The following is a 24,891-nucleotide window of genomic DNA, read 5'->3' as shown; positions in this document are numbered from 1 at the left end:
CGGCGTTAAATGTTCAAAGGGGTCTGGTTTTGGTGCAATAGGATCTACTCTCATATTATAAAACTTAAAACACCCCAAACAGTGCTGGCATTTACGAAGATCTATCTTTTCTTTTTATCTAAACTGGCCTTATTTAAAACCCAGCCTCCAAATTTGTTACCCATGCTTTTTAAAAAAGCCAGGTGAGGTTTATGTGCGTTGGTTAACTCCTTGTTGGCTTCAAATATCACTACTGTTTTGTTAGCAAAAAGCAACCATTCTTTTGATTTATTTAAAGCGCTCAACGCAGCCGTGTCTATTATTATGATATCGTACTTTGACGTCAAATCATCAAAACGGGTTTTAACAAAACCTTCTTCACCAATTTCAAGCAGGGTAACATCGCCACCGTGATTGCCGAATACTGCTGCTGTACCGCTGTTTACCTCAAGCGTATAATCGTAATATGGATTGTTCTTGAAATAATCTTCAAGGTACATGGTAGGGTGTGTGGCCTGTGTAAGATCGGGCTTATCAAAGTTACCATCAATCAGCAATACCTTTTTATTAATCATCGAGTAGGAGTACGCCAGGCTTGTAGCAAAAAGCGTTTTGCCTTCATTAGGCCCCATACTGGTAACCGCTATAATTTTTTCGCCACGCAATTCCTGGTCAATTTCAAATCTTACAGAACGTAACAGTTCTTTAAACTGTTGCATTTTATCGCGATTTTCCACATCCCATAACTTTCGTAAATCGGGGCTTACCCCTGGAATTTTGTTAAGGTATCCCAATAAAGGCAGCTGTGTTTTGTTAACCAATGTGGCAGGTTCCTTAATTGTATCATCAAGGTAAAACATCATGAATAATACAAATACGCAAACAAACGAGGTTAAAATAAAGGTTAATGCTAATAACAATATCCTTTTTGAAGGCTGGGCAGCTTCCGGGGCTGCTATCTCTACCTGAATTAGCTTAATGCTAAAGTTTGATTTAAGATTAGTTTCGTTGTATTTATTAAGAACATCAAGATATTCTTTACTGGCAATATCAATGTCAAAATTGTACGTTTTTACCTTGGCATCAAATGGTACCAGCCGGTTAAACTTGGCATTTAAATCAGCTACTTCGTCGTTTATCGATTTAATGCTGTACTTAGCAAGGTCGCGCGAAACTTCAAGCGTCAATTTTTGCTTAACCAGGTCATCAACATGTGTTAAAGGATTTGTGCTGTATTTATCGGAGGATTGATTAATTTGGGAGGCTAATTCCTTTTGAAGGGAATCAACCGTAGGTTTATATACCGGGTTGTAATTACTACGGATGTACTTGTTTTGCATCACATGCAACTGGTCCTGTGTTGATGTAATTGCCTGATTAAACTTGCTTACTGTCGATTCAAGATATTTCCTGTCGTCTGGATTGAATTTATTATCTATGTTTTTTAACGCGCCCTCATAGGAAGCTATATCTTTTTCGGCCTCTTGTTTCTTGGTATTATAAACCATGATCTGGCTAAAGATCTCTTTTGATTGCTCATCAAGATTTATTACCCCATTGTCAATTTTATATTGCTGTAGCTGGGCCGTTTTGTCACTTAATGCTTTTCTTTTCTGTAACAACAAATCTGATAAAAACTGCACCGCGTTAGATTCATTTTTCTTAACAGTTTGCGTGTAGTAACTAATAAACTGTGTACACAATGTATTGACAACGGTGGCAGATAATTGTGGGTTTGCCGAATCATAGCTTACCGATATAAAATCACTTTCGTCGTCCCTGAAAATCAAAAGGTCCTTGCGTAACGATACATCATCATATTTCATTGAACGCAAAAGATCGTTTAACCCAGCCTCCTGTTTGTTGTAAAGCGATAAGGCTTCAAGGTTGTTGAATTTGGATTCAAAAATTTTCAGAGCAGCTTCGCGTTCATAATCATGCATTTCTGCAAGTAATTTACTTGGCTTGCTGAATGGAGCGTTTGGATTTTTAAGATCATGAATAATCAAGGTATAAGAAACCTGATTAAGCATTTTTTTTAACTTCATGATTGCCATGAGGTTACTAAACTCGCTTAATATCTGTTGTTCCTGTACATTAACGTTTGCATCCTTGTCAAGCAAATGGCGCGACGCGTCAACAATACCCGTAGCAATCTGGGCGTGTGATGTATAATTGTCAGGAAGGTTTTTGATTGGGAAAACCGCCCCAATTACCGCTAAAACCGGTACCAGTATGATTATTAAAAAGTATTTTTTTAAAAGTTTAAAAAAATTGCCTATCTCCATCTATTTTACGTCCTCTAATTTTATTCCTAATAGCTCTTCTAAATTCGTTTTTGCAGTCCAGGTTGCTAATTCGGCCTGCACCATAAACGAGTTTTGGTTATAATAACTATTTAATTGCTCATTATAGATCTGAAAAGTGGTTTCTCCCTTTTGAAAGGCATACTTTAATTGTTTTACAGCGCTGCTTGCATCGGTTACTGCTCCCGTGCGCAGTCTTAACTCTGTCATGGCCTCTAAATAAGTAAAATAAAGCTTGCGTACCTGTGCTTCAAGACTAAGCATATACTCGGCCTGTTGATATTGCGCAACTTTGTAAGTTTCACGCGCTGCGCTGATTATTGACGGATTACTGATCAATTGGCCAATACTTAATGTAATTGCCAATTGGTACCCTTTAAATATAGAAGGCTGTGCCTGGTTAACCAGGTTTTGAGGGCTATAAATGTATGAAGCGGTTAAGCCATCCAGCCATGCAAATTTAGTTGCGTTATAATTGCTATGCGCGGCGTTAACCTGGCTTTGCTTTACCTTTACCTCCGGGTAATTCTTTTTAGCAATGGCTACCAGCTTATCCAGATATGCCATGTTAACATTATTTATAAATGTTTCCTGGGCATGTAGGTTATTGGTAAATAAGGTTGTAGTAATTAAAAAGCAAAAAACTTTCAGGTGCTTATTCATTATTTATACTTTTTCTTTTTGAAAGAGCGCAGGCACAGTTCCGATAATAATCCGTAAATCTAACCAAATAGAATACTTTTGGGCATAAAAGTTATCTAATTTTTTTCTTTCCCTTTCGCTCATGTCTTCTTTTCCCCGTTTGCTGATTTGCCACAGACCTGTTAATCCTGCAGGGCCTAAAAACCGCATCGACCATTCATTTGATGTTAACATTTCGGCTTCGTAAACCGGTAATGGCCTGTTGCCCACTACGCTCATATCGCCAATTAAAATGTTAAACAGCTGTGGCAGTTCGTCAAGACTTGAATTACGTAAAAAGTTGCCAAGTTTGGTAATACGGGGATCGTTTTTGATTTTCACAAAGGCAGCTTTAGGGGCACCATCTTCAGAAGCATACTGGTTGTTTTCTGTTGATAGTTTAGCCAAAAGCTGATCGGCGTCGGTACGCATCGATCTGAATTTATAAAAATCGAAAACCTTATACCCGGTTCCAACACGTTTACTTTTGTAAAATACCGGGCCTTTTGAATCAAGCTTGATCAATATGGCAACCACTAAACAAACCGGCGACAGGAAAAATAACATGGAACCCGAAATCACCAAATCAATAATGCGTTTACCGAAAGGCATTTTATAAGTAGTGTCAACCTCTTTTGATAACTCAAGTAATCTTGGTTTGATGAGCTTAAAAGTAACCAGGAAGTTTAACCGCTCGCGCAGGTCATCGATAGAGAAGGGCAAACTGTAAAAATCGTGCACCCTCAATTGAAGTGCTTTTTTCTTAAGCTCTTTATCAGCATGAGTTGATAGCAATACAATGATAGATCCGTTAAGCAGAAAGCTTTTTTTAATTTCCTGAACCAATTGGAAACATTTGCCTTCGGTATCAACTTCTATCAGGATGATATCCGGAACACTTAAAATAGATTGATTACCCAGGTATTCATCAAGCTGGGCAATAGAATCATTATAAGTAACGTTGAAATTACTGAGGCCGCTTGTTACAAGGTCTTTAAAATCAACCCCAGCATAAGCAATCTTGATGTGCGAACCGGTATTTTCGTTCCAGTCAGACGTTTGTTGATTCATATACTTGTAAGAGTTGGTTAATTGCTGATTTTAGTTCGGTTGGTTTAAACGGTTTGTGCATGTAGCCATCAATTTTAAAAGGCATATTGCTTACCTGTTCATCAAGATCATGCGCCGCCGATAACAGTAACACTGGGATATCGCGGTAAAAACCACTGATTTTAACATTTTTTGCAAAAGATTGTCCATCAAAGTAAGGCATCTGAAGATCGGAAAGAATTAAGTCGGGAAAATGCCCGTCTTCAAGCCACCCAAATGCGTCAATGCCGTTATTTTTTACAACAACATCGTAATCTTTTGAAAGGATGAAATTGAGCAGTTTTAATATGCTTAAATCGTCATCGACAATTAGTAATGTTTTCTTCATGTTGCGGGTTTGTGGAATCTGGATTAAAAAAGCGGGTGTAACACGTAAACTAATAATAATTTAAATTGAATTCAGCTTTAATTCCTTGGCAAATAAATGTGTTTTTAATATTGATAAGGTGTACGTTAAAATCAGAGCCAGAGTTTTGTTTTTATGTAAATATTCCTAAAACCCTGGCACTTTACATGGGTAAACAATTCCTGTACCGAAATTACGTATATTATCTTTACCACTAATGCTTGCCGTGTATTTATTTGCCAATAAACCTCATAGCCAAGGTAATAGATGATAGTAAACTAAATATCTATAGAATAGCTTAATTTATTGCCTTCAATTTGCTTTAAGGTTGAGGAATATATTCCCGTTTGGGGTATTTTTAATGAGTAAATAGGGAAAGTTTTTACCTGTCTGTAACCTTTAATTAATTCGCCTTTATCACGGCTGTTTTAAAGCTGAATTTTATATTTTTGATACCGGATATCAGACAAAACGATTTTGAACAGGCTGGCAAAAAACAAACACATCATTATATACGGGCTATCGCTTGCTGTGATGCTGTTTTTAATGCGCTGGCTTGAGTATAGGTTTATCATTATTGATAATTCTCTTGAACTTTACATTGCCGCTATAGCCATTATTTTTACATCGCTGGGAATCTGGCTTGCTCTTAAACTAAATTCGCCAAAAGTGAAGACCGTTCACGTTGAAAAGGAGATATATGTATATCGTAATAATGGGCCATTCTTGTTAAACGAAGCTGCCCTGGCCGAGGTTGCTATAAGCAGGCGCGAACTGGAGGTTTTGCAGTTGATGGGCGAAGGCTTCAGCAACCAGGAAATTGCACAAAGGCTATTTGTATCACTAAATACCATCAAAACACACTCATCAAATATTTTTGGCAAACTGGAGGTTGACCGCCGCACGCAGGCTGTTGATAAGGCGAAAAAGCTTAATCTTATTGCCTGAAAATTGTGGTACTTTAGTATGAAGTGGTTGTATTTCTGCAAAATCACCCTAAAGTATGACCGTATCGAGCAAGCCAATTCTCAAATTTGCTGCATCAAACTTTAAAACTTAAAAACGATGAAAAAAAATGTACTCACTTTTGGCTTAATAGCCGGTTGTATTGTAACCTTTATGATGCTTATAACCGCCGTGTATTGCAATGGCGCTAATGAGAGCGTTAATATGTATCTTGGGTATGGTACCCAGCTTATAGCGTTCTCTATGATATTTGTAGCCGTTAAAAATTACAGGGATAAATACAATAACGGTGCAATAACATTTGGAAAGGCCTTTACCATTGGCCTTTATATAACATTGATAGCATCAACCATGTATGTAGTAGCCTGGCTTTTTGACTATCATTTTTTTATACCCGATTTTATGGATAAATACAGCGCATCCATGATTGCTAAAGCTAAAAGTAGCGGCAAAAGCGAGCAGGAGATTAAAGAGCAGATTTTAAGTGCCACCAATTTAAAACAAATGTATAAGAACCCAATATTTGTAATATTGATAACCTATGTAGAGATTTTACCGGTGGGTTTAGTTATAACTCTTATCAGCGCGTTGATATTGAAAAAGAAGATAAATGATAATACGCTTGCTGTGAGTTAAATAAAGCATATAATACTATGAAAACAAGAATGATGGGTATCGTTTTTAAATGATCCTAAAATGGCTTGAAAATAGAAAAGGCCCTTAAGATGATCAATTTAAGGGCCTTTGATTGTTATGGGGTATCGAAACCTTAGTTTTGTTGTATAACCGACATGATATTACCCGCCGGATCTGCAAACCAGGCGATAACCGGACCTCCTCCACGGAAAATGCCCTTGTCGTCGGTTTTGAAATTTTCTTCGTTGTAAATAATGAATTTTACGCCGCGTTGGGTTAGCTCATCAACCGCTTTTTCCACATCAGGTACCGGGAAATTAAGTATGGTAAACGTAGCGGGCACATGGTTAGGCTTGGGGTAGGCAATTATATAATTGCCACCGGCAAGTTGAATACTTATAACCCCGCCCATGGCTTCGTCTTTTACATCGAGGCCCAATACGTTGCTATAAAATTCTTTGGCTTTAGCGGTATCGTTTACCGAGAAACCACCGAATGCTTTGCTTTCTTTTAACATCATATTCTCCTTTTAATTAATAATTCAAAACCTGTTTTTTGTTTTTATTTAGGTTTAACCCGTTAATACCTCGGCATGAAAGCCAAAATCTTTTAAAAACAGGATAAGCGCCTTAGCTTTGATGGTACGGTCATTACACTGTACCCGCAAAATTTTATCACAATCATCCAGGTCGAAATTGGCTATGTAGCCAACAAAATTGCGGTGGATGTGCTGCAACAAAATATCGGCGTTTTTACGCTTGTTTACATTGGTTTTAAAAACTTCTACCGTCATAACAGTTTGTATTTTTAACCCGCGTGTATAACAGGTTTTATTTTGATGTGAACAATGGCGCATATTTTTCACGTTGGCTATAGGCCAGGAATAACACGCCTAATAGCAACGGTACTACTGCCACCAGGCCTGATGGTGCCAGGAATGCATTCACTAATACGATGTTTACCATTACAGGGAACAGCACTATCAAAGCCAACGCAACGTACCTGCCAAACAACAGGAATAACGCGCAAACCAGTTCGGTTATTTTTATCAGCATCATCAGATATCCCGAGGCGGCAAGTCCGTCATTAAATATTTTCATATTGCCGGTTGTTGGGGGCATTGGAAACGCATGGAAAAACACCATTGCAAACCAACTGACTGCTGCGAACAAAAACATCAGCGCTACCAGGGTACGTACAATAATTACAGCTATTTTCATGATTATAAGGTTTGTTTTTAAATTGTGATTGATTTTAATATTATTTCGTTGGTTTAAGCTGATCGAGTTTTTTCCAGAAATAGTAGGTAACAAACAGAAATACAAGCATTATCATCGGTGGGATCAATTCGCCAACGGCGTCGCCCATAAAACTACGTGAAGCTATCGCCCCCAAAAAAGTGAAAGCAAAACCGGCGTAGGCCCATTCTTTTATCACTTTAAATTGGGTTTGCAGTATAGCCACAACGCCCAGTAGCTTGGCGAATCCCATTATCACCATAAAATATATTGGGTAACCTAAATGTTTTAATACATCAACGCCAGCCTGTTGCTTCGTAATGCCACCAAACCCATCACCCGCCATGGCTAAGGCCAGTAAAATGGTCAATATCCAATAAATGATATTTATGTTTTTTGGTTTCATGGTTGTAGCTATTTTATTATCCGCGATTTTCGTCGAAACTTACCATCCATGATATGCCAAACTTATCTACAAGCATCCCAAAATAGCTACCCCACGCAGATATGGCCATTGGCACCGTAGTGATACCACCTGCCGAAAGCGCGTTGTAAACCGTATCACCTTCTTCTTTACTTTCTACATTAAGCGATAAATGGAAGTTATTACCTTCCTTGTAGCCCATACCCATTTCGCCAACGGTATCTGTGGCCATCAGGATGTTGCCTTTACCTATAGGCAGCGCAATGTGCATTAGTTTGTCTTTATCTTCTTCGGCTACGTTTTCGCTGCCCATATCGCCAAAGCTCATTACTACAGCAAACTCGCCGCCAAAAACCGATTTGTAAAAGGTGAACGCTTCCAGTGAATTGCCCGGGAAGTTTAAATAAGGGTTGATAGTTACCATTTTTATTAAAGTTTAGTTTATAATTTGGTTGTTTACAGAAGTAAAGTTACGGTGATTAAAGATAACTAAACAGGGCAGAATACGACAATTAAAGGTATAATTAAGACAAGAAATTTATCCTCAGGAGATGAACCTATATAAATAAGGTGCCTTATGCGCACCGCCGGTAAACTTTTTAGCAACCCGTTCCAAAATACCCAAGCTCAGTATTTTACGCTGAAATGCGGCCCTTATTAGCTTTTTGTTTAGTACGGTTTCATAAAGGCTTTGCAGTTCGCCCATGGTAAATTCATCGCCAAGGAGGTTAAAGCCGATGAGCTTTTGATCGAGGTTGGCCTGAAGGGTTTCCAGGGCTTTTTGGATGATCTGCCTATGATCCTGCATTAAATGTGGAAGGCTTTCTAAGCCATACCAATCGCAGGTATCAGAGATCGCGTCGGGGGTGGGGATTGCTTTAGTAAAATCAACCAGGGCATAATAGCCTACTGATACAAAACGCTTAAGCAACCAATGATCGGTAGGTGGTTCATATCCCCGGGCAAGCATAATAGCTTTTAATGGTTCGGGATCATAACGGCTGTTATCGCCAAAAACATAAAACTGGTCAAGGAAAATATTGGTAAGGCCGGTGCGGTCCAGCAATACCCTGCGGGCTGCCTGGTTCACATCTTCATCGTCATGAATAAAGCCGCCCGGCAGCGCGTATAAACCGGTGTTTTTATAGGCAAGCAGCAACACTTTAAGCTGGTGGTCATGAAAGCCGAAAATAACGGCATCAATTGCCAGGCCGGGCAAATAGCCATCGCCACGGGTGTTACTTTCCTGCTTCCTGAATTCCTTATTCATCTTTTGTAAAAAATGCTTGGCAAATAACAAAAAAATTTGTTGCCGCGATAAAATTAATTATTATTGTAACATAATGATACAATAAGTATCAAAAATTCGAATAAACCAATTTAACATTAATAAACCCATGATGAAACCAATTTTAGCAGCCTTGCTGCTGGTGCAAATTGCATCTGTAAAGTTGTTTGCCCAAACCAATCCGCAGGTAACCATCGAAAATGGTAAGGTAGCAGGAGTGAAGGAGGCAGGATCAGCTATCACCACATTTAAAGGCATTCCATTTGCCCAGCCGCCGGTTGGCGATTTGCGCTGGAAAGAACCGCAACCAGTTAAAAACTGGGATGGTGTGCTCAAGGCCGATCATTTTGGCAATAACCCCATGCAAAGGCCAATTTTTGGCGATATGGGCTTTCGGTCTGCCGGTATGAGTGAAGATTGTTTATACCTAAACGTTTGGACCCCTGCCAAAACCATGAACGAAAAACTACCTGTACTGGTGTATTTTTACGGTGGTGGCTTAGCGGCAGGTGACGGATCTGAACCACGTTATGATGGCGAAAGCCTGGCGAAAAAAGGCATTGTGGTGCTTACCGTAAACTACAGACTTGGTGTGTTTGGCTTTTTCTCGCATCCGGAGCTAACCAAAGAATCGCCTAATCATTCATCGGGTAATTATGGATACCTCGACCAAAATGCCGCTCTGCTTTGGGTACAAAAGAACGTAGCCAAATTTGGTGGCGATCCTAAACATGTCACCATTGCCGGCGAATCTGCCGGATCGATCTCGGTATCTGTACAAATGGCGTCTCCACTATCAAAAGATCTGATCAATGCGGCTATAGGCGAAAGTGGCGCGGGTATAAATCCAACGTTAAATTCTATTCCATTGGCCGAGGCCGAAAAGAATGGTGTTGCCTTTGCGGCAAGCGTCCAGGCTGGTTCATTAGCCGATCTGCGGGCTAAATCTGCTATCGAATTATTGGATATTACTAACAAACCAGGTCAGATGCGGTCGCCAATGACACCAACTATTGATGGCTATTTGCTGCCCAAGTCATTGCCCGAGATATTTGAAGCTGGCGAACAGGCTAAAATACCTATCCTGGTAGGATGGAATTCGGCCGAAGTGCCTTACCAGTTTTTAATGCGCGCTGACGCACCAACATTAGAAAATTACAAAAAAACATTGACTACCATTTATGGTGATAAAGCTGACGAAGCACTGAAATTATACCCTGCTGCTACCGATGAAGAGGTTATCAAATCGGCAACGGCATTATCAAGTGATCGTTTTATTGTGTATAGCACCTGGAAATGGGCCGACCTACAAATGAAAACCGGTGGCAAACCTGTTTACCGTTATTTGTTTTCGCGTGTGCGCCCTGCTATGACGGCCGCTATGGGCAATGCTACAGCGGGCCTTGCCGGGGGCGTTGTAAAAGGTGATGCAGCCAAACCTGCACCTAAACCAGCCGGACCGGTTGGCGCGGCACATGCCTCTGAAATTGAATACGCCTTAGGCAACCTGGCTACCAACAAAACTTACGCCTGGACACCAGATGACTATAAAGTATCTACCACCATGGAAGATTACTTCGGCAATTTCATCAAAAACTACAACCCTAACGGAGCTGGTTTACCAAAATGGGAAGCCAACAATGGTAAAGGCCCGGTTAAGTTTATGGATATAGATGTAAAAAGCGAGCAGAAAACAGAAACCGATAGGGCACGCTATTTATTCCTGGATAAGGATTATATGAAATAGCGGTTTTTATAAGCCGTTTGTTGTAGGTACAATGTTAATAAGAGGCTGTCTCAAAAAATGAGAACAGCCTCTTGTTGTTTATACCTGTGTGGGGGCAAATGGATAAAGCAGCCAGAGTTTATGAGCTGATGAAAATTATCTTCCCGAAAAAGTACAGAGTGTACAAACAAGTAATTAAAATTTCGCATTTTTATATATAGTTATAACCAATAGCCAAAAATTATGAAAAATGCTTTTGTAACCGGCCTGATCCTGGGGATTATGAGCGGAACCTGGTTGTTTATAATGCGGTCGTTTGGGTACACCAGTACCGGCAATCATGTAAGGCCTATTGAATATTTATCATTACTGATACCGTTCTGTGGCGTTTATTTCGGGGTGAAAACTTACCGGGAAGACGACAAGGAAGGCGAGATCAGTTTTTTTGAAGCCTTGTTTCAAAGCTTCAGGATTTTGCTGATAGGAGGGCTATTTGCCTGTTTGGCCGGCATAGTCTATATTAATTATTTTGATATGGCCAGCAATCTATTCGCCTTTTCGGGCCGTTTATTCGGCGGACTCGCATTAGGCGTTTTAATTTGCGTGGGCTCAGCAGCTGCCTTAATGAATAAACCGAGCAAGCTGGATTGATATTGACTTACCTGTTAAATCTGAAAATGGTTCCATCGTCATTCCTTTTACCGGTGATAAGATCATGGATTATACCTGCGACTATCACACTAAAGGTTATTCTACTGCCCCAAAGTCCAAACCAAAACAGCTTATGTTTTATCTGGTTCATTGTTAAAATAATGAGAAGAGCAGGTTAATTGTACGGTGTGAAAAAAATATTTAAGTTCAAACAGGTGCAAATGAATGGTTTAACATTAGTGTTTGAATTTCTTTGAAAAAAAATTTTGCAACTTAATTTAAAATCCTACTTTTGCACACCCAATCAGGGAAGCGGGATGTAGCGTAGCCCGGTATCGCGCCACATTTGGGATGTGGAGGCCGCAGGTTCGAATCCTGCCATCCCGACGAAAGTCGATACCAACTATCAAAACCCTTTAAACCGAAAGTTTAAAGGGTTTTCTTTTCTGATTGATGAAATAGCATTGGCAGGCATGAGCCTGATTAATGTAACGGGATGTAGCGTAGCCCGGTATCGCGCCACATTTGGGATGTGGAGGCCGCAGGTTCGAATCCTGCCATCCCGACAGAAAGCGATACCAATCGAAGTCGAAACCCAGCAAATCACACTGATTTGCTGGGTTTTTGTTTTTATTCCCACCAAAAAAAACAGTCAATATCAGATGTGAGTAATTGCGTGTGTGATTTTAAATTTTTTAATTCGCTCATGGAAAATGCAAACCCCGAAAAATATTTTCTTTCTTAAGCTACATTATCTCTTTCTGCTTATTGTCGGTTAGTTTTGTATAACTTACAATATTGCAATAATCTTATTGCAGGCAATTATCGGAGCGGCATAAATGGTGCCTCTCGCTTAATGCCGGACAAACCGGCAGGCAGGTATCGCAATAGGGTGCGATTGGCACAGGATGCTTTTGGGAACTCAACGGCACCGGGCTGCTTGGTAACCCGGCTACCAGGGCCTATGGCTGCAACCCGGCGATATTGTGAGATGAAAGTTATCGGCTTAGGCTTGTTAAGTAATACTATCTTAAAGAACAAACCAAATGGTCGATACTGGATCAAAAAAAATAGCAGTTAGGTTGATTAAGCTTTAAATAAAATTTGAATGAAGTTAAAAACTATTGATGCATCATCGTTGACACCGGCCGAAATGCAAGTTTATTTGCACTACGCCATTGCACCCCGGCCAATATGCTTTGTATCCACTATTGACAAAAACGGCCAGGTTAATTTAAGTCCGTTTAGTTTTTTCAATGTTTTTAGTATCAATCCACCGATATGTGTTTTTTCGCCAACAAGCAGGGCGCGGGATAATACCACTAAACACACGCTTGAAAACGTTTTGGAAGTACCTGAATGTGTGATTAATATTGTGAACTACGATATGGTGCAACAAACCTATTTAGCCAGTATGGATTACAAAAAAGGCGTAAATGAATTTTCGAAAGCGGGGTTTACTGAATTGGCTTCGGAGACGATAAAGCCACCAAGGGTAGCGGAATCGACCGTTCAATTGGAATGTGTAGTGAATGATGTAATATCGTTAGGAAAAAACGGGGGAGCGGGTAATTTGGTTATTGCCGAGGTGAAACGGATTCATATCAATGAAGCGATTTTGGATGCTAATGGCAAAATAGACCCGCATAAAATAGATTTGGTGGCTCGTTTAGGCGGCGATTGGTATTGTAGGGTAACCAGCGATAATTTATTTAAAATTTCTAAACCAATAGGCAGTACCGGAACAGGTATCGGCGTTGATGCTTTTCCCAAAGAGGTTAAAAACTCCAAAGTGTTAACCGGGAATAATTTGGGGTTATTGGGGCTTGTTGAAACGCTACCATCCGATGAGGAAGTAAAAGCTTTTAGTCAAACCGATGAAATGAAAGATCTGGTTGATACTATCATCGGTGACAGCCACACCCGGACCCTACACCTGCATTTAAAAGCCCGGCAATTGTTAAATAACGGCCGGGTAATGGATGCCTGGAAAGTGTTGTTGATGTAGTTTATTTATTGACCTTGTCATTTCCAACAGAAACTCTGGGACTAAAATGTTTAATTACCCTAAAGAGGAAAGGCTTTTTTTTGTTTCCTTCTTCAGAAGAAGAAGCTTGTTATTCGCTGGTCCTTTTTTTGAATTCTTTTTAATGTCATCAAAACTTTAACGCCTGGGCCTGGTGTAAATGCAACTCACGTTGTGGCATAGCCGTTAACCTAAGAAAAATTTAGCCTTAGGCTTCTTAAAATCCCCTCTTGAGAGGGGCGCGGTCGCAAAGAGCGTGAGCAGGGGTGTGTTATACAAGCGATGGGCCGCACGCAGAATGACACACCCCTCCACCCCTCTCAAGAGGGGAATCGCACATTCCCCTGCTTTTTGAAGCGTTTCGTTCTTAAGTTAACGGCTATGGCCTTGTGGGAGCAGGCCATTGCTTTTAAATGAACGATATAACTTTAGCTACCTGATTTCATCCGTTCAGGATGATGATCTGTTGCGGTGGATGAAATGTAACAAATTTTGTATATTTGCCAAACCTATCCTGAACTATTGGAATATGTCAAAAAATATTATTGTTGTTGATGACGATGAAGATATTCTCAACATCATAGAGTTAATTCTGGTAGAAGCCGGATACCATGTTCGGGCTGTGAGTGACATTGTATCCTTTTACAATATTCATGAATTTAAACCAGACCTGATTTTACTTGATGATTGGCTTGCCGATGGCTACGGCAGCAAGCTTTGCCTTGATTTAAAGCGCAACCCGCTCACGAGCAATATACCGGTAATCCTTATTTCTGCTAAAAATGATTTGCCAAATATTTCCAGGAACTGTTTGGCCGATGATTTTATTTCCAAACCTTTTGATCTCGATTTCTTTACCGAAAAAATAAATAACTGGCTCCTTAGCGTTTTGCCAAAGTAATGACATGTTTTTAGCATTTAGACTATTTGCCTTTTTTGTATCGTAAATAAAGCAGGGTATTAAATAACCGGGGCAAACGCATCTGAATAGTTAACGGCGATAAGCTGTTATTTAATAATAGCTAACGGAATAAGCTTATGCCATTGGTATATATAAGCATCAAACGATACCTTGTTTTTATCGCCCGATCCTCGTTAAAAGATCCATGTCCATTAGGCGCCTTTATTGGGCAACAACAGGCACAAATATTGGATGCGCCTAATTGCTCGATACATCAGTTTTGTGTTAACCATGTAAAAATATAAAACACTGATTATTAAATATTTATAAAATAAATATCTGAAATGTGTTAAGTTATGTTAACCCAATTAGATGCGTTTACCCTGATTAAATATCCAAAAATCAATTAGCCAGATCTGATCTTCCACGCCTGGATTTTTTTAATAAGGTATGTACCGAAAAGTGATAATTCTTGTAGATAGCATCATATTTGATCAAACATATATCCGGTTTCATGCTTAGCTGCAGACATGACAAAAAAACTTTGCATGTTACCTACATCCGGTAGTTTGGATAGCTTCTCAATGAGCACTTTGTTATATTCATCCATGTCTTTGATCGCAATTCGCAGCAAAAAATCAAAGGCCCCGGTCATATGGTAACATTCCATTACTTCAGGTAGTTTTATGGTGGCCTCCATAAAAGCTTTTAAGCTTTCCTGTGAATGTTCCTTAAGGTGAACCTGGGTGTACGCAATAAGTCCCCTGCCTACCATTTTATGATTAATAATGGCTGTATACCGTTGGATATAACCCCCCTCTTGCAATTTCCTGATCCTGGCGTGTATCGGCGTAATAGACAGGTTTAGCAAATGCGCGATTTCCTTATGGCTTATTCTGGCATCTTTTTCCAGCAATTTCAGGATACCCAGGTCTATTTTATCAAGGCGGTTTTCCATATTTAGTTTTTTTGCAATACCTGGTTTAGCAAATTGAAGCTTTCCGCTTTTTCTACCATGTTTTTGGATCCTATAAAAATAGGAGAACGTTGGTGCAGTTCGGTAATTTCAAGATCAAGGATTCGTTCATCACCATTGGTTGCCCTTCCGCCTGCCTGCTCAATCAAAAATGCCATTGGATTGCATTCATAAAGAAGACGTAATTTGCCAGAGGGGGCCGATGCGGTAACGGGATAGATAAAAATACCTCCTTTAATGAGGTTACTGTGTACATCGGCCACCATTGAGCCTATATATCGCGACGAATAAGGACGTTTGGTAGCGGGGTCTTCTATCTGGCAATATTTAATATAATCCTTAACCCCTTGTGGAAAATGCACATAATTACCTTCGTTGATCGAATAAATAAACCCGCTTTCAGGGATTTGCATGTTAGGATGCGAGAGGCAAAACTCGCCAATGGAGGGATCAAGTGTAAAACCGTTTACACCTTTTCCTGTAGTGTATACCAGCATGGTAGATGAGCCGTAAATGATATAGCCTGCCGCCACCTGTTCTGTTCCTTTCTGCAGAACGTCTTCCAATTGTGGTCGTCCTTCTGTCGTTTTTCTGCGGTAAATAGAAAAGATAGTTCCTACAGGCACATTAACATCAATATTGGAAGAGCCGTCTAAGGGGTCTATAGTTACAATATATTTCGCGTTTTTTGATACGTCGGTATCAAGCCTGATGATTCCCTCATTTTCCTCTGAAGCAACAATGCAGCATTCGCCACCGCTTTTTAATGCAGAAATAAACTGGCGGTCGGCATAAATATCCAGCTTTTGCTGGTGTTCGCCCTGGATATTAACGCCACCTGCATCGCCGAGAATATCTATAAGGCCAGCTTTGCTTACCTCGCGGTTAACAATTTTCGCAGCAATGCCAATGTCGCGCAGTAACCTTGAAAGCTCTCCTTTCGCAAAAGGGAAATCGGCCTGTTGCCTGATTATAAATTGTCCTAAAGTAATAGTTTCAGTCATGCCTTAGTGTAAAAACTACATTGATTATTTGCTTAATTGGTAAGGCTAATGTGAGATAAAATGATTTTATATGCAAATTTAAACCATAAATTCAGATAGCCATTTCATTTATTGACTATTGGCATAGTGTATTGAATTTGCTTTTTAAATGCCATTTGAGTTGTAAATTGTGTTTTTTGATAGGTTAAACAGAAAAAACGACCTTTTATAGCTTGTTTTTGGTCATGTTTTCCAAAATGGTACTATACTATAGTTTTTATAACTGAAACAGCCAATCTTTACATCAGAATTCAGATACCCGATTGCGTTTGGGAAACCAATTTTTTTAAAAAAATAACAGTACAAAAAATATGCACTTGTGGCGATAGTAGAGAGTTGGTAATTCCTTGTTTTCCAACAAATAGTTCGCTTGTTATCGCGCTTTGATACTGGGGAGGGTGGTTATGAATTAATAGGTTTTTGTTTCAGATCAACAATCAATAATTATAACCCGATAAAATGAAGGCTATGAAAATATCAATTACATCAATAACGGTAACAGCTTTGGTTTTAACAGCTGCACCAATTGCCGTTTACCTGTTTAGGCGATACCGCAAATGCAAAAAGGTATATGAGGATGATTTTGGAGGTTGGATTTAAAAGATTTAATATGATAGAGTTGTTTTCAAAGCCCAAGGTGCACTACCAGTTAACCACCCGGGAATTGGTGTCGCAAACGCTGCAAAGAGGAGAGGGGGGGGTAAACGACACAGGTGCGCTTGTGGTTAATACCGGCGTGTTTACCGGCCGCTCCCCGGCCGATAAATTCATTGTCAAAGATATGATGACAGAAGGTACTGTTCACTGGAATAAATTTAACCATCCGCTTGAGCCTGATGCCTTTCTGAGACTACAAACAGCTATGTGGGCGTATTTAAATGAGAAGGCCGAAATTTGGATAAGGGATGTTTTTGCCTGTGCTGATCCAGGGTATAGATTGTCTGTGCGCATCGTTACTGAAACACCGTGGAGTAATCATTTTGCTGCCAACATGTTTATAAGCCCGGCACCTGGCGAACTACAGTCTACAAATCATTGTGAATGGCAAGTGATTCAGGCGCCTGGTTTTCAGGCTATACCAGAAGAGCATGGTACAAGAAAAGGGAATTTTACCGTGATTTCTTTTACCCATAAAACCATTCTGATAGGGGGCACGGGTTATACCGGTGAAATAAAAAAAGCTGTTTTTACCGTACTTAATTACCTTTTACCAGGCATGAACGTGTTGCCGATGCATTGCAGCATAAATGAGGGAAAAAGAGGCGATACAGCCATGTTTTTCGGGTTAAGTGGCACCGGAAAGACCACCCTGAGCTCTGACCCCGAAAGACTGTTGGTGGGTGATGATGAACATGGTTGGGACGATGATGGAACCTTCAACTTTGAGGGTGGCTGTTATGCCAAAATTATTAATCTTTCGGCTAAGCAGGAGCCTCAAATCTATAATGCCATCAGGCCCGGTGCTCTTGTGGAGAATATCAGCTTTATCCCGGGCACTAACCGCATTGATTATAGTTGCAAAAGATTGACAGAAAACACCCGGGTTAGTTATCCGTTGAATTTTATTGAAAATGCCAAAATACCGTCAATTTCAGGCATTCCCAAAAATATCTTTTTTCTCACTTGTGATGCTTATGGGGTTTTACCGCCTATAAGCAGGTTATCGGCCGAACAGGCAATGTACCATTACCTTAATGGTTATACCGCAAAAATAGCCGGAACAGAAGAAGGTATCCTGGAGCCTCAGATAACATTTAGCGCATGTTTTGGCGCTCCCTTTCTGCCCTTGCATCCCCATAAATATGCTGAGTTGTTTGGTCACAAAATGAAGATCCATTCGGTAAAGGTATGGATGGTCAATACGGGATGGTCTGGCGGGGCTTATGGAACCGGCAGCCGGATTAAACTTGCGTATACAAGGGCAATGATCACTGCCGCGTTGGAGGGACAGTTGGATCATGTGAGTTATCTTGCCCATCCGTTTTTCGATATGCTTGTTCCGCAGAGCTGTCCGGGTATACCCGGGTTGATATTAAACCCGCGTGATGCCTGGTCTGATGGTAATGCTTATGATCTGGCTGCCATGGAACTTAAGCGCAAATTTCAACTCAATTACGAGGAAATTATGTTGGATGGAATGGTTTATAAATAGACGTTATACAATGTGTTAGTTTGTAACAGGGTACTTTTTAGTGGAGTAAATATAAGTTGATTAATGCCAATTCTTTTATAGCTCAGCTGTCGAAAGGTTGGCATTTAGGTGGGTTATTCAAGCAGCACCATATGTAGTGGTATAAGCATATAAATTTAATAATAGTTTGCTAAATCGATTTATTTTATGTTGATTTGCTAAATTGATTTAGCTTAAATAAACATAAAATAATTTAGGGGGATAAATGAGAAACTATTTTTATAGCTTACTATTAATCTGCGCTTTACGTACACCTGCCAAAGCGCAAACCATTCAACCTTTTAAGGCGGGGGATAGGGTAGTATTCACCGGAAATAGTATTACCGATGGGGGGCATTATCATTCTTATATCTGGCTATATTATATGACTCATTTTCCTGACAGGCGTATCACCGTATTTAATGCGGGTATAGGCGGCGATGTATCAAAACAGATATTAGAACGGTTAGATAGCGATGTGTTCGCTAAAAAACCAACAGTTGTGACCCTTACTTTTGGTATGAATGACACTGGTTATCAAAATCTTACAGGGTCAAAGGCCGATTCGGTGTACGCTGCTAAGGTGACCGAATCTTTAAAAAGCTTCAGGCTGATGGAGCAGAAGCTAATGCAGCATCCTGAAACCCGCAAAATAATGATCGCCTCATCGCCATATGATGAAACCGCTAAAATCAAGACCACGCCATTACGGGGTAAAAATATTGCCATGCTAAAAATAGCTGCTGATCAACAACTTACGGCTATTAAACACCATTGGGATTTTGTGGATTTCAATCACCCCATAACAGAGATCAATTTAAAACAGCAACAATCCGATTCGACTTTTACTCTGGAGGGCAGCGACCGCATTCACCCCACCAACGACGGGCAAATGGTGATGGCTTACCTGTTTCTGAAAGCCCAGGGTTTGTCAGGGAAAAAGGTGGCTTTTTTGAGAATAAACAGTAAACCAATGGATAAAATTACAGCAGAAAACTGTAAAATAGACGCAATAAGTTATAAAAAAAATACAATAAGCTTCAATTACCTTGCGGCATCTTTACCGTATCCTTTGGATACCATTTCAGGTGGTTTCGGAAGACCTGCCAAGGCCCAGGTGGAGGCATTGAAAGTGATCCCATTTACCGACGATTTTAATCAGGAAATTTTGGAGGTTAAAGGACTAAATCCATCGGCACAATACACCCTGAAAATTGACGGTGAGCCGATGGGCAGTTGGAGCGGTACCGATTATGACAAGGGCATTAACCTGGCCTTAATTAATGCCACCCCGCAATATCAGCAGGCCCTGGCAGTAATGCACTTGAATGAGGAACGGTGGACAATTGAGCGCCGCCTGCGCGAGTACTACTGGATGCACTACTCCATCCTGAAACCAAAAGGATTATTGTTTAACGATGGCCTGCCCACAGTAGACTCGTTGCAGAAATATGCGAAGAAGGATTTCTTTGTAGCGGTAACCGTACCCACTTATCAAAAGGCAAGGTTTAAGGCCGTAAGGGAAGCCTGGCAAAAAGAGATCGGTTTGCTTACCGATGAGATCTACCGCATCAACAAGCCTGTAACACATCATATCGAAATTACATTAGCAGCTAACAACTAATGAACCTGAAAACAGCTACCTATAAATTATTGCTCATACTTTTTGTTATAACCTGTATGCCACGTACTGGAGTTGCCCAAACCGCCTGGTATATTGATGGTTATCACGGTGGTGTATGGGGGCATTATCCCGATTGGAATACCCGCTTCATGGCTGATATGCTGAAAAACAATCCCGATTGGAAAATCAACATTGAACTGGAACCTGAAACCTGGGACAGGGCACAAACTGTAGACCCCGCGGCCTACGTCGATTTCAAGGCCCTGTTTGCAGATCAGTCATTAAACGGGCGGATTGAGTATGTAAACCCGGCCTATGCGCAAAGCTATATGTACAATATCTCGGGCGAGAGTATCATCCGGCAGTTTGCTTATGGGATTAAAAAGATCCGGGAGCATTTTCCGGGAGCTACCTTTACATCCTATTCGTCAGAAGAGCCTTGCTTTACCAGTGCGCTGCCACAAATCCTTACTTCGTTTGGGTTTAAGTATGCTTCGCTCAAAAATCCGAATACCTGTTTTGGGGGATATACCCGCGCGCATGGTGGCGGGTTGGTAAACTGGATTGGTCCGGATGGCACCGGGATCCTTACTTCGCCGCGGTACGCGGTTGAGAAACTGGCAACCAAATCAACCTGGCAAACCATCGCATGGACTAATGATCCGGCTTATCTGAGTGCCGCTTATGCCGCCGGTATCAAACACCCCATTGGCATGACCTTGCAGGATGCGGGTTGGAAAGGTGGCCCGTTTATTGGCAATGGTGACAAAGGCGGCATCCACAGCATATACACCACCTGGCGCAACTATTTTGCCAATGTTGTTAAAGGCGACGCACGTACCGATTGGAAAGTATCGCAGGAGGATATCCTGGTGAACCTGGTTTGGGGATCGCAGGTTACACAACAAATAGCGCAACGGGTTAGGCTTAGCGAAAACAAGATAGTGCAAAACGAGAAACTGGCGGCAATGGCTAAGATCTATGCAGGTGGAAATTACCCCTCGGCCGATTTTGACGCCGCCTGGCGAACCCTTTTACTTTCGCAGCACCACGATTGCTGGATTGTGCCCTATAATGGTAAGCCGGGCGATACCTGGGCCGACAAGGTAATTGGCTGGACAAGCTTCAGCAACAATATAAGCGACAGCATTGCCAATGCATCTGTCCTTAAAATAGCAAAGGCTGATGATGACCATATCACCATTTATAATACGCTGGGTATGGATCGTAATGAAATCATTACAGTTGCCATTCCATCAAAATTTGAAGCTCAGCATTTGGCTATTTTTAATAGTGCCGGTAAACAGGTAAAAACGCAGGTTATCCCCGCTAATGATAAACAGCCGGCAATGATGGCTTTTAAAGCCAATGTGCCATCAATGGGATATGCCGTTTACCAGTTTAAACAGGCAGGGCAGGCAGTATCGCCAGGAGCGCATATCAGCCAAACCTCCAATGGCCTTTACCGGTTGGAGACTGATCTGTACCGTATCACTATCGACCCATTGCATGGCGGCATCATCAAAAGTTTGATAGCCAAAACTATGTGCAACCGCGAGTTTGTGGATAAAGCCAACGTACTTGGCTTTAACGAGTTGCGTGGCAATTTTTATAACGATGGTGGTTTTAAATCAACCGGGGATAACCCGGTAAACATTGAGGTATTGGAAAATGGGCCGCTTACTATTAAGCTGGCTATTAAGGGTACCATCAACGGCAGTAATTATACCCAACTGTTAACCCTTAACGAAGGACAGCCACGCATAGACATTAAACTAACAATAGATTGGAAAGGCAACCCGGGAATAGGGGAGAACATGAAACCAGGTACCTACAAAATGGAAAACCCGGTTAAACCATTTTATGACGACAGGAATAAGCTGCTGGCTCTATTCCCGCTCAATTTAAAACATCAAAAGGTATATAAAAACGCTCCATTTGATGTTACCGAAAGCAAGCTTGACAACACTTTTTATACCCGCTGGGATAGCATCAAAAATAACGTGATCCATACCTGGGTTGATATTACCGGCGATAATGATGAATACGGAATGGCATTGCTTACAGATCATACCACAAGTTACGCGCATGGGCCGGATTTCCCCCTGGCGCTTGATATTCAATATTCGGGTATGGGTTTATGGGGGCGCAATTATACCATCAATGGCCCAACCGAGATTAATTACGCGTTGATTCCTCATCAAGGTAAATGGGATAAGGCTGGCATTTGGTCAAATGCAACCCAATGGCAGCAACCTTTATTAATGGGGGCGGGTATGCCGGCTCCGGGTGCTCAACGCTCATTAATAAAACCGGATAAGGGTGTTGAAATAAGCGCTATGCAGTTTGATGGCGATGATCTTTTGCTGCGGGTTTTCAATACAGGTAATAGTAATAATTGTAAAATAGCATTACGTTTTAATGCCGATAAAGCAGAGCTGGTTGAACTTGATGGCAGGGTAAAGCAGCAATTATCTTTTGTTAAGTTATCCGGCGAAAATTCGATACATTTTAAGCTGCCAAGATTTGGTGTGCGTACTATTAGGTTGGTGAAAGCGAGGAAATGACTATATAAATCTATGTCATTGCGTTGTGCCTGCCTATGATGTTTTGTAAAAACGTTTGTCATTTTGCGTCATTTCCACAGATAGGTTCCCGTACGATGGCTCTTTTTGTGCCACAGGAATCATCATGAAAAAATAATTAAATAAATATTTTGCTAAATCGATTTTATTAAATAATTTGGACGGTAATTACCAGTTATAAATAGCCATTTCTTAAAATATCAAAAAGCAATCCGTGTTAAACGGGCTCTTTTATGCTTGTACCGGAGCGGGTATCGCCTAAAATGAAATGATAAGGTGGCTATAAAATTGTTGCGTTAATTACGGGGATAATAATAAGCCACGCCGGTGCTTACCATTGGTTGTAAGTACCAAAAAACAGGGAATATATATTGAAAATGATGTAATGGATGATGTGAATTTGTGCTGATTTGCTAAAACGATTTATGTAAACCAATAATAAATACTATATCTATCAACCATTTATCAAACCAAATTATGAAAACAAAATTATTCACCCTGCTTATTGCAGGCACCGCTTTACTGCAGGCCTGCAAACGCGATGAATCTACCAAACCCGCTGCGCCTGCCACCAACCCGGTAGGGGCCAAAATTCCATTGGCGGGGTCGCCTGTAAGCGCCTATGGTACATTTTACATCAGTAATGTATCCAGTAGTAAGATCATCGAGATCAATGGCATTGGCATGCTCAACGACGGCAATGGTGCGCAGCAATATCAGTACCTGGGCAGCGGTACAGCTACCAACCCCAATCAAAAATGGTATATTATTCAGCAAGGTACAGGCGCTATCACCAGCACTACCAAATTTAAACTTATGAATGTTGCCAGCGGTAAATACCTTGAAGTACCATTGGCCTCTACTACGCCTGGTATAGGCTTATGGCAGGATAAAGCCAATACCAACAATGCCCAGCAGTGGTACATTCAATCGGTAGGCACTAATGTTTACAAAATTATAAATGTGGGTAATGGCCTGGCGGTAACCAACGAAGGGGCATCAACCAGTAATGGTACAGCCATAACTCAGGAGGCTTTTGTAAGCGGAAATACCAGCCAGCAATGGATATTAAACAGCATTACCGCCGAAGCTTACCGCGATGATGATGTGGTAAACTTTTTTCACCGTACCAACGGTACCGTTGCTTTTGATGAAGGTAAAAGTATCCCGCTCACTTACGGCACCAATAACGGCAAAGTATTATGGATAACGGAGGACGCTTACGCGGCCGATCAGCTGCAATCAAACGGGCAACTGTATTGCCAGTTTTTTAAATACCATAACTCGGCACTGCTGCAGCCAGCAAGCCATAGCTGGGATCAATCCTTAACCCCTAATATCACAACCACCAATTCGCCGGTTAGTAATTTAGAAATTATTGAAAGTCCGGGCGATCATAACAGTACTTACCGCTGGCCTGGCATTGGCATCGAGGCGGGCAGTAAGGTTTTGGTATACACCTATGAATCGGCAAATGGCTCAACACCCGTAAACCAGTCTTTGTATTCCATTAACCAGAATACTACAGGCTTAAACTGGGGCGCGGCCACCAGGTTAACACCAAACGGCATGTCGGGACAATCGGATGTGATTTTTTCAAATGGTATGTGTAAAAACGCCGCCGGCGATAGTGTTTATGTATATGGCAGCAAGAGTGTTTATTTCAATACTTTAAATGTATTCCTGGCGCGTTTCGCGGTTAATAACCCAACCGTTTGGACGTTTTGGACCGGCAGCGGCTGGTCTTCAAGTTTACAATCGGCCTCAACAGCTGCTATCACGGTAGGCGCGGGTGCCACCACGCAGCAAAATGCCATTATATCAAAAGTGAACGGTATATATGTAATGATGCAACTCGACCTGGGCTATTTCTGCGATCCGGGGAACCATAACATTTATATTTCCACGGCTACAAATCCTAAAGGGCCGTTCACTACGCCAAAACTGGTTTTTACCATTAACGATACCTATAACGGACACCTGGCAAAGTACTACACGCCGGCCATTCACCCGCAATTTAATAACGGGCATAATGAGCTTTTGTTAACCTATTGCCTAAATTACAATGCAGATGGTGGCAGCTGTTCAACCCAAACCTGCTTTAATAATAACCAGGATCCTAACTATTACCAGGTAAAGGGGGTAAGGGTACCGTATTCGCTGGTGGGGTTGTAAGGGGAGAATGTAAGGGTAGTGAGTATGGTGGAATGACAAT

Annotated in this window: 24 protein-coding genes and 2 tRNA genes; 13 read left to right on the top strand and 13 right to left on the bottom strand. The window is 41.0% G+C overall.

Annotation, left to right across the window (positions count from 1 at the left end; all coding sequences use genetic code 11):
- Window positions 1–101: 101 nt before the first annotated feature.
- Genes FHS10_RS20415 through FHS10_RS20400 form a run of 4 tightly spaced genes read right to left on the bottom strand, consistent with a single transcriptional unit; the run spans window position 102 to window position 4,404 of the window.
- A complete protein-coding gene (locus FHS10_RS20415) occupies window positions 102–2,267 on the bottom strand; it encodes an exopolysaccharide transport family protein (protein WP_259094084.1) in 2,166 nt (721 codons plus the stop codon).
- Window positions 2,268–2,948 (bottom strand): TolC family protein, encoded by a 681-nt coding sequence (locus FHS10_RS20410; protein WP_259094082.1) that lies wholly within the window; start codon window positions 2,946–2,948, stop codon window positions 2,268–2,270.
- A gap of 3 nt (window positions 2,949–2,951) precedes the next feature.
- Window positions 2,952–4,037 (bottom strand): sugar transferase, encoded by a 1,086-nt coding sequence (locus FHS10_RS20405; RefSeq protein ID WP_259094079.1) that lies wholly within the window; start codon window positions 4,035–4,037, stop codon window positions 2,952–2,954.
- Window positions 4,018–4,404, bottom strand: coding sequence for a response regulator (locus FHS10_RS20400; protein ID WP_259094077.1), 387 nt, complete (start codon window positions 4,402–4,404; stop codon window positions 4,018–4,020). Before FHS10_RS20400 ends, FHS10_RS20405 begins: the two co-directional genes overlap by 20 nt.
- 495 nt (window positions 4,405–4,899) lie before the next feature.
- Here FHS10_RS20400 and FHS10_RS20395 point away from each other — a divergent pair, with 495 nt between their 5' ends.
- Together FHS10_RS20395 and FHS10_RS20390 are read left to right on the top strand one after the other, a co-directional pair.
- Window positions 4,900–5,370 carry a response regulator transcription factor gene (locus FHS10_RS20395; RefSeq protein WP_259094075.1) on the top strand — a complete coding sequence of 157 codons (471 nt, stop codon included), beginning with the start codon at window positions 4,900–4,902 and terminating at the stop codon, window positions 5,368–5,370.
- A gap of 117 nt (window positions 5,371–5,487) precedes the next feature.
- Entirely contained in the window at window positions 5,488–6,024 is a 537-nt protein-coding gene (locus FHS10_RS20390; RefSeq protein ID WP_259094073.1) for a DUF4199 domain-containing protein, read from the top strand.
- Window positions 6,025–6,157: 133 nt separating this feature from the next.
- On the opposite strand, the gene FHS10_RS20385 is transcribed toward FHS10_RS20390, so the two are convergent.
- From FHS10_RS20385 to FHS10_RS20360, 6 genes are all read right to left on the bottom strand, one after another.
- The gene (locus tag FHS10_RS20385) at window positions 6,158–6,544 is read right to left on the bottom strand and encodes a VOC family protein (RefSeq protein ID WP_259094071.1); all 387 of its coding nucleotides are present in this window, start codon (window positions 6,542–6,544) and stop codon (window positions 6,158–6,160) included.
- Between the two features lie 51 nt (window positions 6,545–6,595).
- Entirely contained in the window at window positions 6,596–6,817 is a 222-nt protein-coding gene (locus FHS10_RS20380; RefSeq protein WP_259094069.1) for a hypothetical protein, read from the bottom strand.
- Between the two features lie 37 nt (window positions 6,818–6,854).
- Window positions 6,855–7,244 carry a DoxX family protein gene (locus FHS10_RS20375; protein ID WP_259094067.1) on the bottom strand — a complete coding sequence of 130 codons (390 nt, stop codon included), beginning with the start codon at window positions 7,242–7,244 and terminating at the stop codon, window positions 6,855–6,857.
- Window positions 7,245–7,284: 40 nt separating this feature from the next.
- Window positions 7,285–7,668, bottom strand: a complete 384-nt coding sequence (locus tag FHS10_RS20370) for a DoxX family protein (protein ID WP_259094065.1) — start codon at window positions 7,666–7,668, stop codon at window positions 7,285–7,287.
- A gap of 16 nt (window positions 7,669–7,684) precedes the next feature.
- Complete coding sequence (locus FHS10_RS20365) at window positions 7,685–8,110, bottom strand: VOC family protein (protein WP_259094063.1); 426 nt, start codon at window positions 8,108–8,110, stop codon at window positions 7,685–7,687.
- 120 nt (window positions 8,111–8,230) lie between these two features.
- Window positions 8,231–8,956 (bottom strand): NUDIX hydrolase, encoded by a 726-nt coding sequence (locus FHS10_RS20360; protein ID WP_259094061.1) that lies wholly within the window; start codon window positions 8,954–8,956, stop codon window positions 8,231–8,233.
- Window positions 8,957–9,083: 127 nt separating this feature from the next.
- Between FHS10_RS20360 and FHS10_RS20355 the strand changes: the two genes are divergently transcribed.
- The gene (locus tag FHS10_RS20355) at window positions 9,084–10,721 is read left to right on the top strand and encodes a carboxylesterase/lipase family protein (protein WP_259094059.1); all 1,638 of its coding nucleotides are present in this window, start codon (window positions 9,084–9,086) and stop codon (window positions 10,719–10,721) included.
- Window positions 10,722–10,943: 222 nt separating this feature from the next.
- Window positions 10,944–11,351, top strand: a complete 408-nt coding sequence (locus FHS10_RS20350; RefSeq protein ID WP_259094057.1) for a DUF4199 domain-containing protein — start codon at window positions 10,944–10,946, stop codon at window positions 11,349–11,351.
- Between the two features lie 7 nt (window positions 11,352–11,358).
- Here the strand turns inward: FHS10_RS20350 and FHS10_RS20345 are convergent, their stop codons facing one another.
- Window positions 11,359–11,502 carry a hypothetical protein gene (locus FHS10_RS20345; protein ID WP_259094055.1) on the bottom strand — a complete coding sequence of 48 codons (144 nt, stop codon included), beginning with the start codon at window positions 11,500–11,502 and terminating at the stop codon, window positions 11,359–11,361.
- A 162-nt stretch (window positions 11,503–11,664) separates the two neighbouring features.
- On the opposite strand from FHS10_RS20345, the gene FHS10_RS20340 reads away from it, so the two are divergent.
- From FHS10_RS20340 to FHS10_RS20325, 4 genes are all read left to right on the top strand, one after another.
- A tRNA-Pro gene (locus tag FHS10_RS20340) sits at window positions 11,665–11,738 on the top strand.
- A 105-nt stretch (window positions 11,739–11,843) separates the two neighbouring features.
- A tRNA-Pro gene (locus tag FHS10_RS20335) sits at window positions 11,844–11,917 on the top strand.
- 542 nt (window positions 11,918–12,459) lie between these two features.
- Window positions 12,460–13,359, top strand: a complete 900-nt coding sequence (locus tag FHS10_RS20330) for a flavin reductase family protein (RefSeq protein ID WP_259094053.1) — start codon at window positions 12,460–12,462, stop codon at window positions 13,357–13,359.
- A 547-nt stretch (window positions 13,360–13,906) separates the two neighbouring features.
- The gene (locus tag FHS10_RS20325) at window positions 13,907–14,278 is read left to right on the top strand and encodes a response regulator (protein WP_259094051.1); all 372 of its coding nucleotides are present in this window, start codon (window positions 13,907–13,909) and stop codon (window positions 14,276–14,278) included.
- Between the two features lie 484 nt (window positions 14,279–14,762).
- Here the strand turns inward: FHS10_RS20325 and FHS10_RS20320 are convergent, their stop codons facing one another.
- Both FHS10_RS20320 and fbp read right to left on the bottom strand, forming a co-directional pair.
- Window positions 14,763–15,236, bottom strand: a complete 474-nt coding sequence (locus FHS10_RS20320; RefSeq protein WP_259094049.1) for an Lrp/AsnC family transcriptional regulator — start codon at window positions 15,234–15,236, stop codon at window positions 14,763–14,765.
- A gap of 2 nt (window positions 15,237–15,238) precedes the next feature.
- Window positions 15,239–16,258, bottom strand: a complete 1,020-nt coding sequence (gene fbp / locus FHS10_RS20315; RefSeq protein ID WP_259094047.1) for a class 1 fructose-bisphosphatase — start codon at window positions 16,256–16,258, stop codon at window positions 15,239–15,241.
- Window positions 16,259–16,765: 507 nt separating this feature from the next.
- On the opposite strand from fbp, the gene FHS10_RS20310 reads away from it, so the two are divergent.
- From FHS10_RS20310 to FHS10_RS20290, 5 genes are all read left to right on the top strand, one after another.
- The gene (locus FHS10_RS20310) at window positions 16,766–16,897 is read left to right on the top strand and encodes a hypothetical protein (RefSeq protein WP_259094045.1); all 132 of its coding nucleotides are present in this window, start codon (window positions 16,766–16,768) and stop codon (window positions 16,895–16,897) included.
- Window positions 16,898–16,907: 10 nt separating this feature from the next.
- Complete coding sequence (gene pckA, locus FHS10_RS20305; RefSeq protein ID WP_259094043.1) at window positions 16,908–18,449, top strand: phosphoenolpyruvate carboxykinase (ATP); 1,542 nt, start codon at window positions 16,908–16,910, stop codon at window positions 18,447–18,449.
- A gap of 244 nt (window positions 18,450–18,693) precedes the next feature.
- Window positions 18,694–20,091 carry an SGNH/GDSL hydrolase family protein gene (locus FHS10_RS20300; RefSeq protein ID WP_259094041.1) on the top strand — a complete coding sequence of 466 codons (1,398 nt, stop codon included), beginning with the start codon at window positions 18,694–18,696 and terminating at the stop codon, window positions 20,089–20,091.
- Window positions 20,091–22,658: a glycoside hydrolase family 38 C-terminal domain-containing protein gene (locus FHS10_RS20295; RefSeq protein WP_259094040.1), complete on the top strand. Its 2,568-nt coding sequence runs from the start codon at window positions 20,091–20,093 to the stop codon at window positions 22,656–22,658. The genes FHS10_RS20300 and FHS10_RS20295 overlap by 1 nt, the downstream gene beginning before the upstream one ends.
- Window positions 22,659–23,153: 495 nt before the next feature.
- The gene (locus FHS10_RS20290; RefSeq protein ID WP_259094038.1) at window positions 23,154–24,851 is read left to right on the top strand and encodes an RICIN domain-containing protein; all 1,698 of its coding nucleotides are present in this window, start codon (window positions 23,154–23,156) and stop codon (window positions 24,849–24,851) included.
- Window positions 24,852–24,891 lie beyond the last annotated feature (40 nt).

Origin of the sequence: Mucilaginibacter dorajii (genome assembly GCF_024808255.1) — a bacterium.
GTDB lineage: Bacteria > Bacteroidota > Bacteroidia > Sphingobacteriales > Sphingobacteriaceae > Mucilaginibacter > Mucilaginibacter dorajii.
Note: the sequence above shows the minus strand (reverse complement) of the source record. Positions and strands in the feature narration are given on the sequence as shown.

Coding starts and splice junctions, on each gene's coding strand:
- FHS10_RS20300 (WP_259094041.1), top strand. CDS start 18,694: ATGAGAAACTATTTTTATAGCTTACTATTAATCTGCGCTTTACGTACA.
- FHS10_RS20415 (WP_259094084.1), bottom strand. CDS start 2,267: ATGGAGATAGGCAATTTTTTTAAACTTTTAAAAAAATACTTTTTAATA.
- FHS10_RS20295 (WP_259094040.1), top strand. CDS start 20,091: ATGAACCTGAAAACAGCTACCTATAAATTATTGCTCATACTTTTTGTT.
- FHS10_RS20375 (WP_259094067.1), bottom strand. CDS start 7,244: ATGAAAATAGCTGTAATTATTGTACGTACCCTGGTAGCGCTGATGTTT.
- FHS10_RS20360 (WP_259094061.1), bottom strand. CDS start 8,956: ATGAATAAGGAATTCAGGAAGCAGGAAAGTAACACCCGTGGCGATGGC.
- FHS10_RS20350 (WP_259094057.1), top strand. CDS start 10,944: ATGAAAAATGCTTTTGTAACCGGCCTGATCCTGGGGATTATGAGCGGA.
- FHS10_RS20320 (WP_259094049.1), bottom strand. CDS start 15,236: ATGGAAAACCGCCTTGATAAAATAGACCTGGGTATCCTGAAATTGCTG.
- FHS10_RS20355 (WP_259094059.1), top strand. CDS start 9,084: ATGATGAAACCAATTTTAGCAGCCTTGCTGCTGGTGCAAATTGCATCT.
- FHS10_RS20345 (WP_259094055.1), bottom strand. CDS start 11,502: ATGAACCAGATAAAACATAAGCTGTTTTGGTTTGGACTTTGGGGCAGT.
- FHS10_RS20405 (WP_259094079.1), bottom strand. CDS start 4,037: ATGAATCAACAAACGTCTGACTGGAACGAAAATACCGGTTCGCACATC.
- FHS10_RS20310 (WP_259094045.1), top strand. CDS start 16,766: ATGAAAATATCAATTACATCAATAACGGTAACAGCTTTGGTTTTAACA.
- FHS10_RS20330 (WP_259094053.1), top strand. CDS start 12,460: ATGAAGTTAAAAACTATTGATGCATCATCGTTGACACCGGCCGAAATG.
- FHS10_RS20410 (WP_259094082.1), bottom strand. CDS start 2,948: ATGAATAAGCACCTGAAAGTTTTTTGCTTTTTAATTACTACAACCTTA.
- FHS10_RS20365 (WP_259094063.1), bottom strand. CDS start 8,110: ATGGTAACTATCAACCCTTATTTAAACTTCCCGGGCAATTCACTGGAA.
- FHS10_RS20385 (WP_259094071.1), bottom strand. CDS start 6,544: ATGATGTTAAAAGAAAGCAAAGCATTCGGTGGTTTCTCGGTAAACGAT.
- fbp (WP_259094047.1), bottom strand. CDS start 16,258: ATGACTGAAACTATTACTTTAGGACAATTTATAATCAGGCAACAGGCC.
- FHS10_RS20380 (WP_259094069.1), bottom strand. CDS start 6,817: ATGACGGTAGAAGTTTTTAAAACCAATGTAAACAAGCGTAAAAACGCC.
- FHS10_RS20370 (WP_259094065.1), bottom strand. CDS start 7,668: ATGAAACCAAAAAACATAAATATCATTTATTGGATATTGACCATTTTA.
- FHS10_RS20390 (WP_259094073.1), top strand. CDS start 5,488: ATGAAAAAAAATGTACTCACTTTTGGCTTAATAGCCGGTTGTATTGTA.
- FHS10_RS20400 (WP_259094077.1), bottom strand. CDS start 4,404: ATGAAGAAAACATTACTAATTGTCGATGACGATTTAAGCATATTAAAA.
- FHS10_RS20325 (WP_259094051.1), top strand. CDS start 13,907: ATGTCAAAAAATATTATTGTTGTTGATGACGATGAAGATATTCTCAAC.
- pckA (WP_259094043.1), top strand. CDS start 16,908: ATGATAGAGTTGTTTTCAAAGCCCAAGGTGCACTACCAGTTAACCACC.
- FHS10_RS20290 (WP_259094038.1), top strand. CDS start 23,154: ATGAAAACAAAATTATTCACCCTGCTTATTGCAGGCACCGCTTTACTG.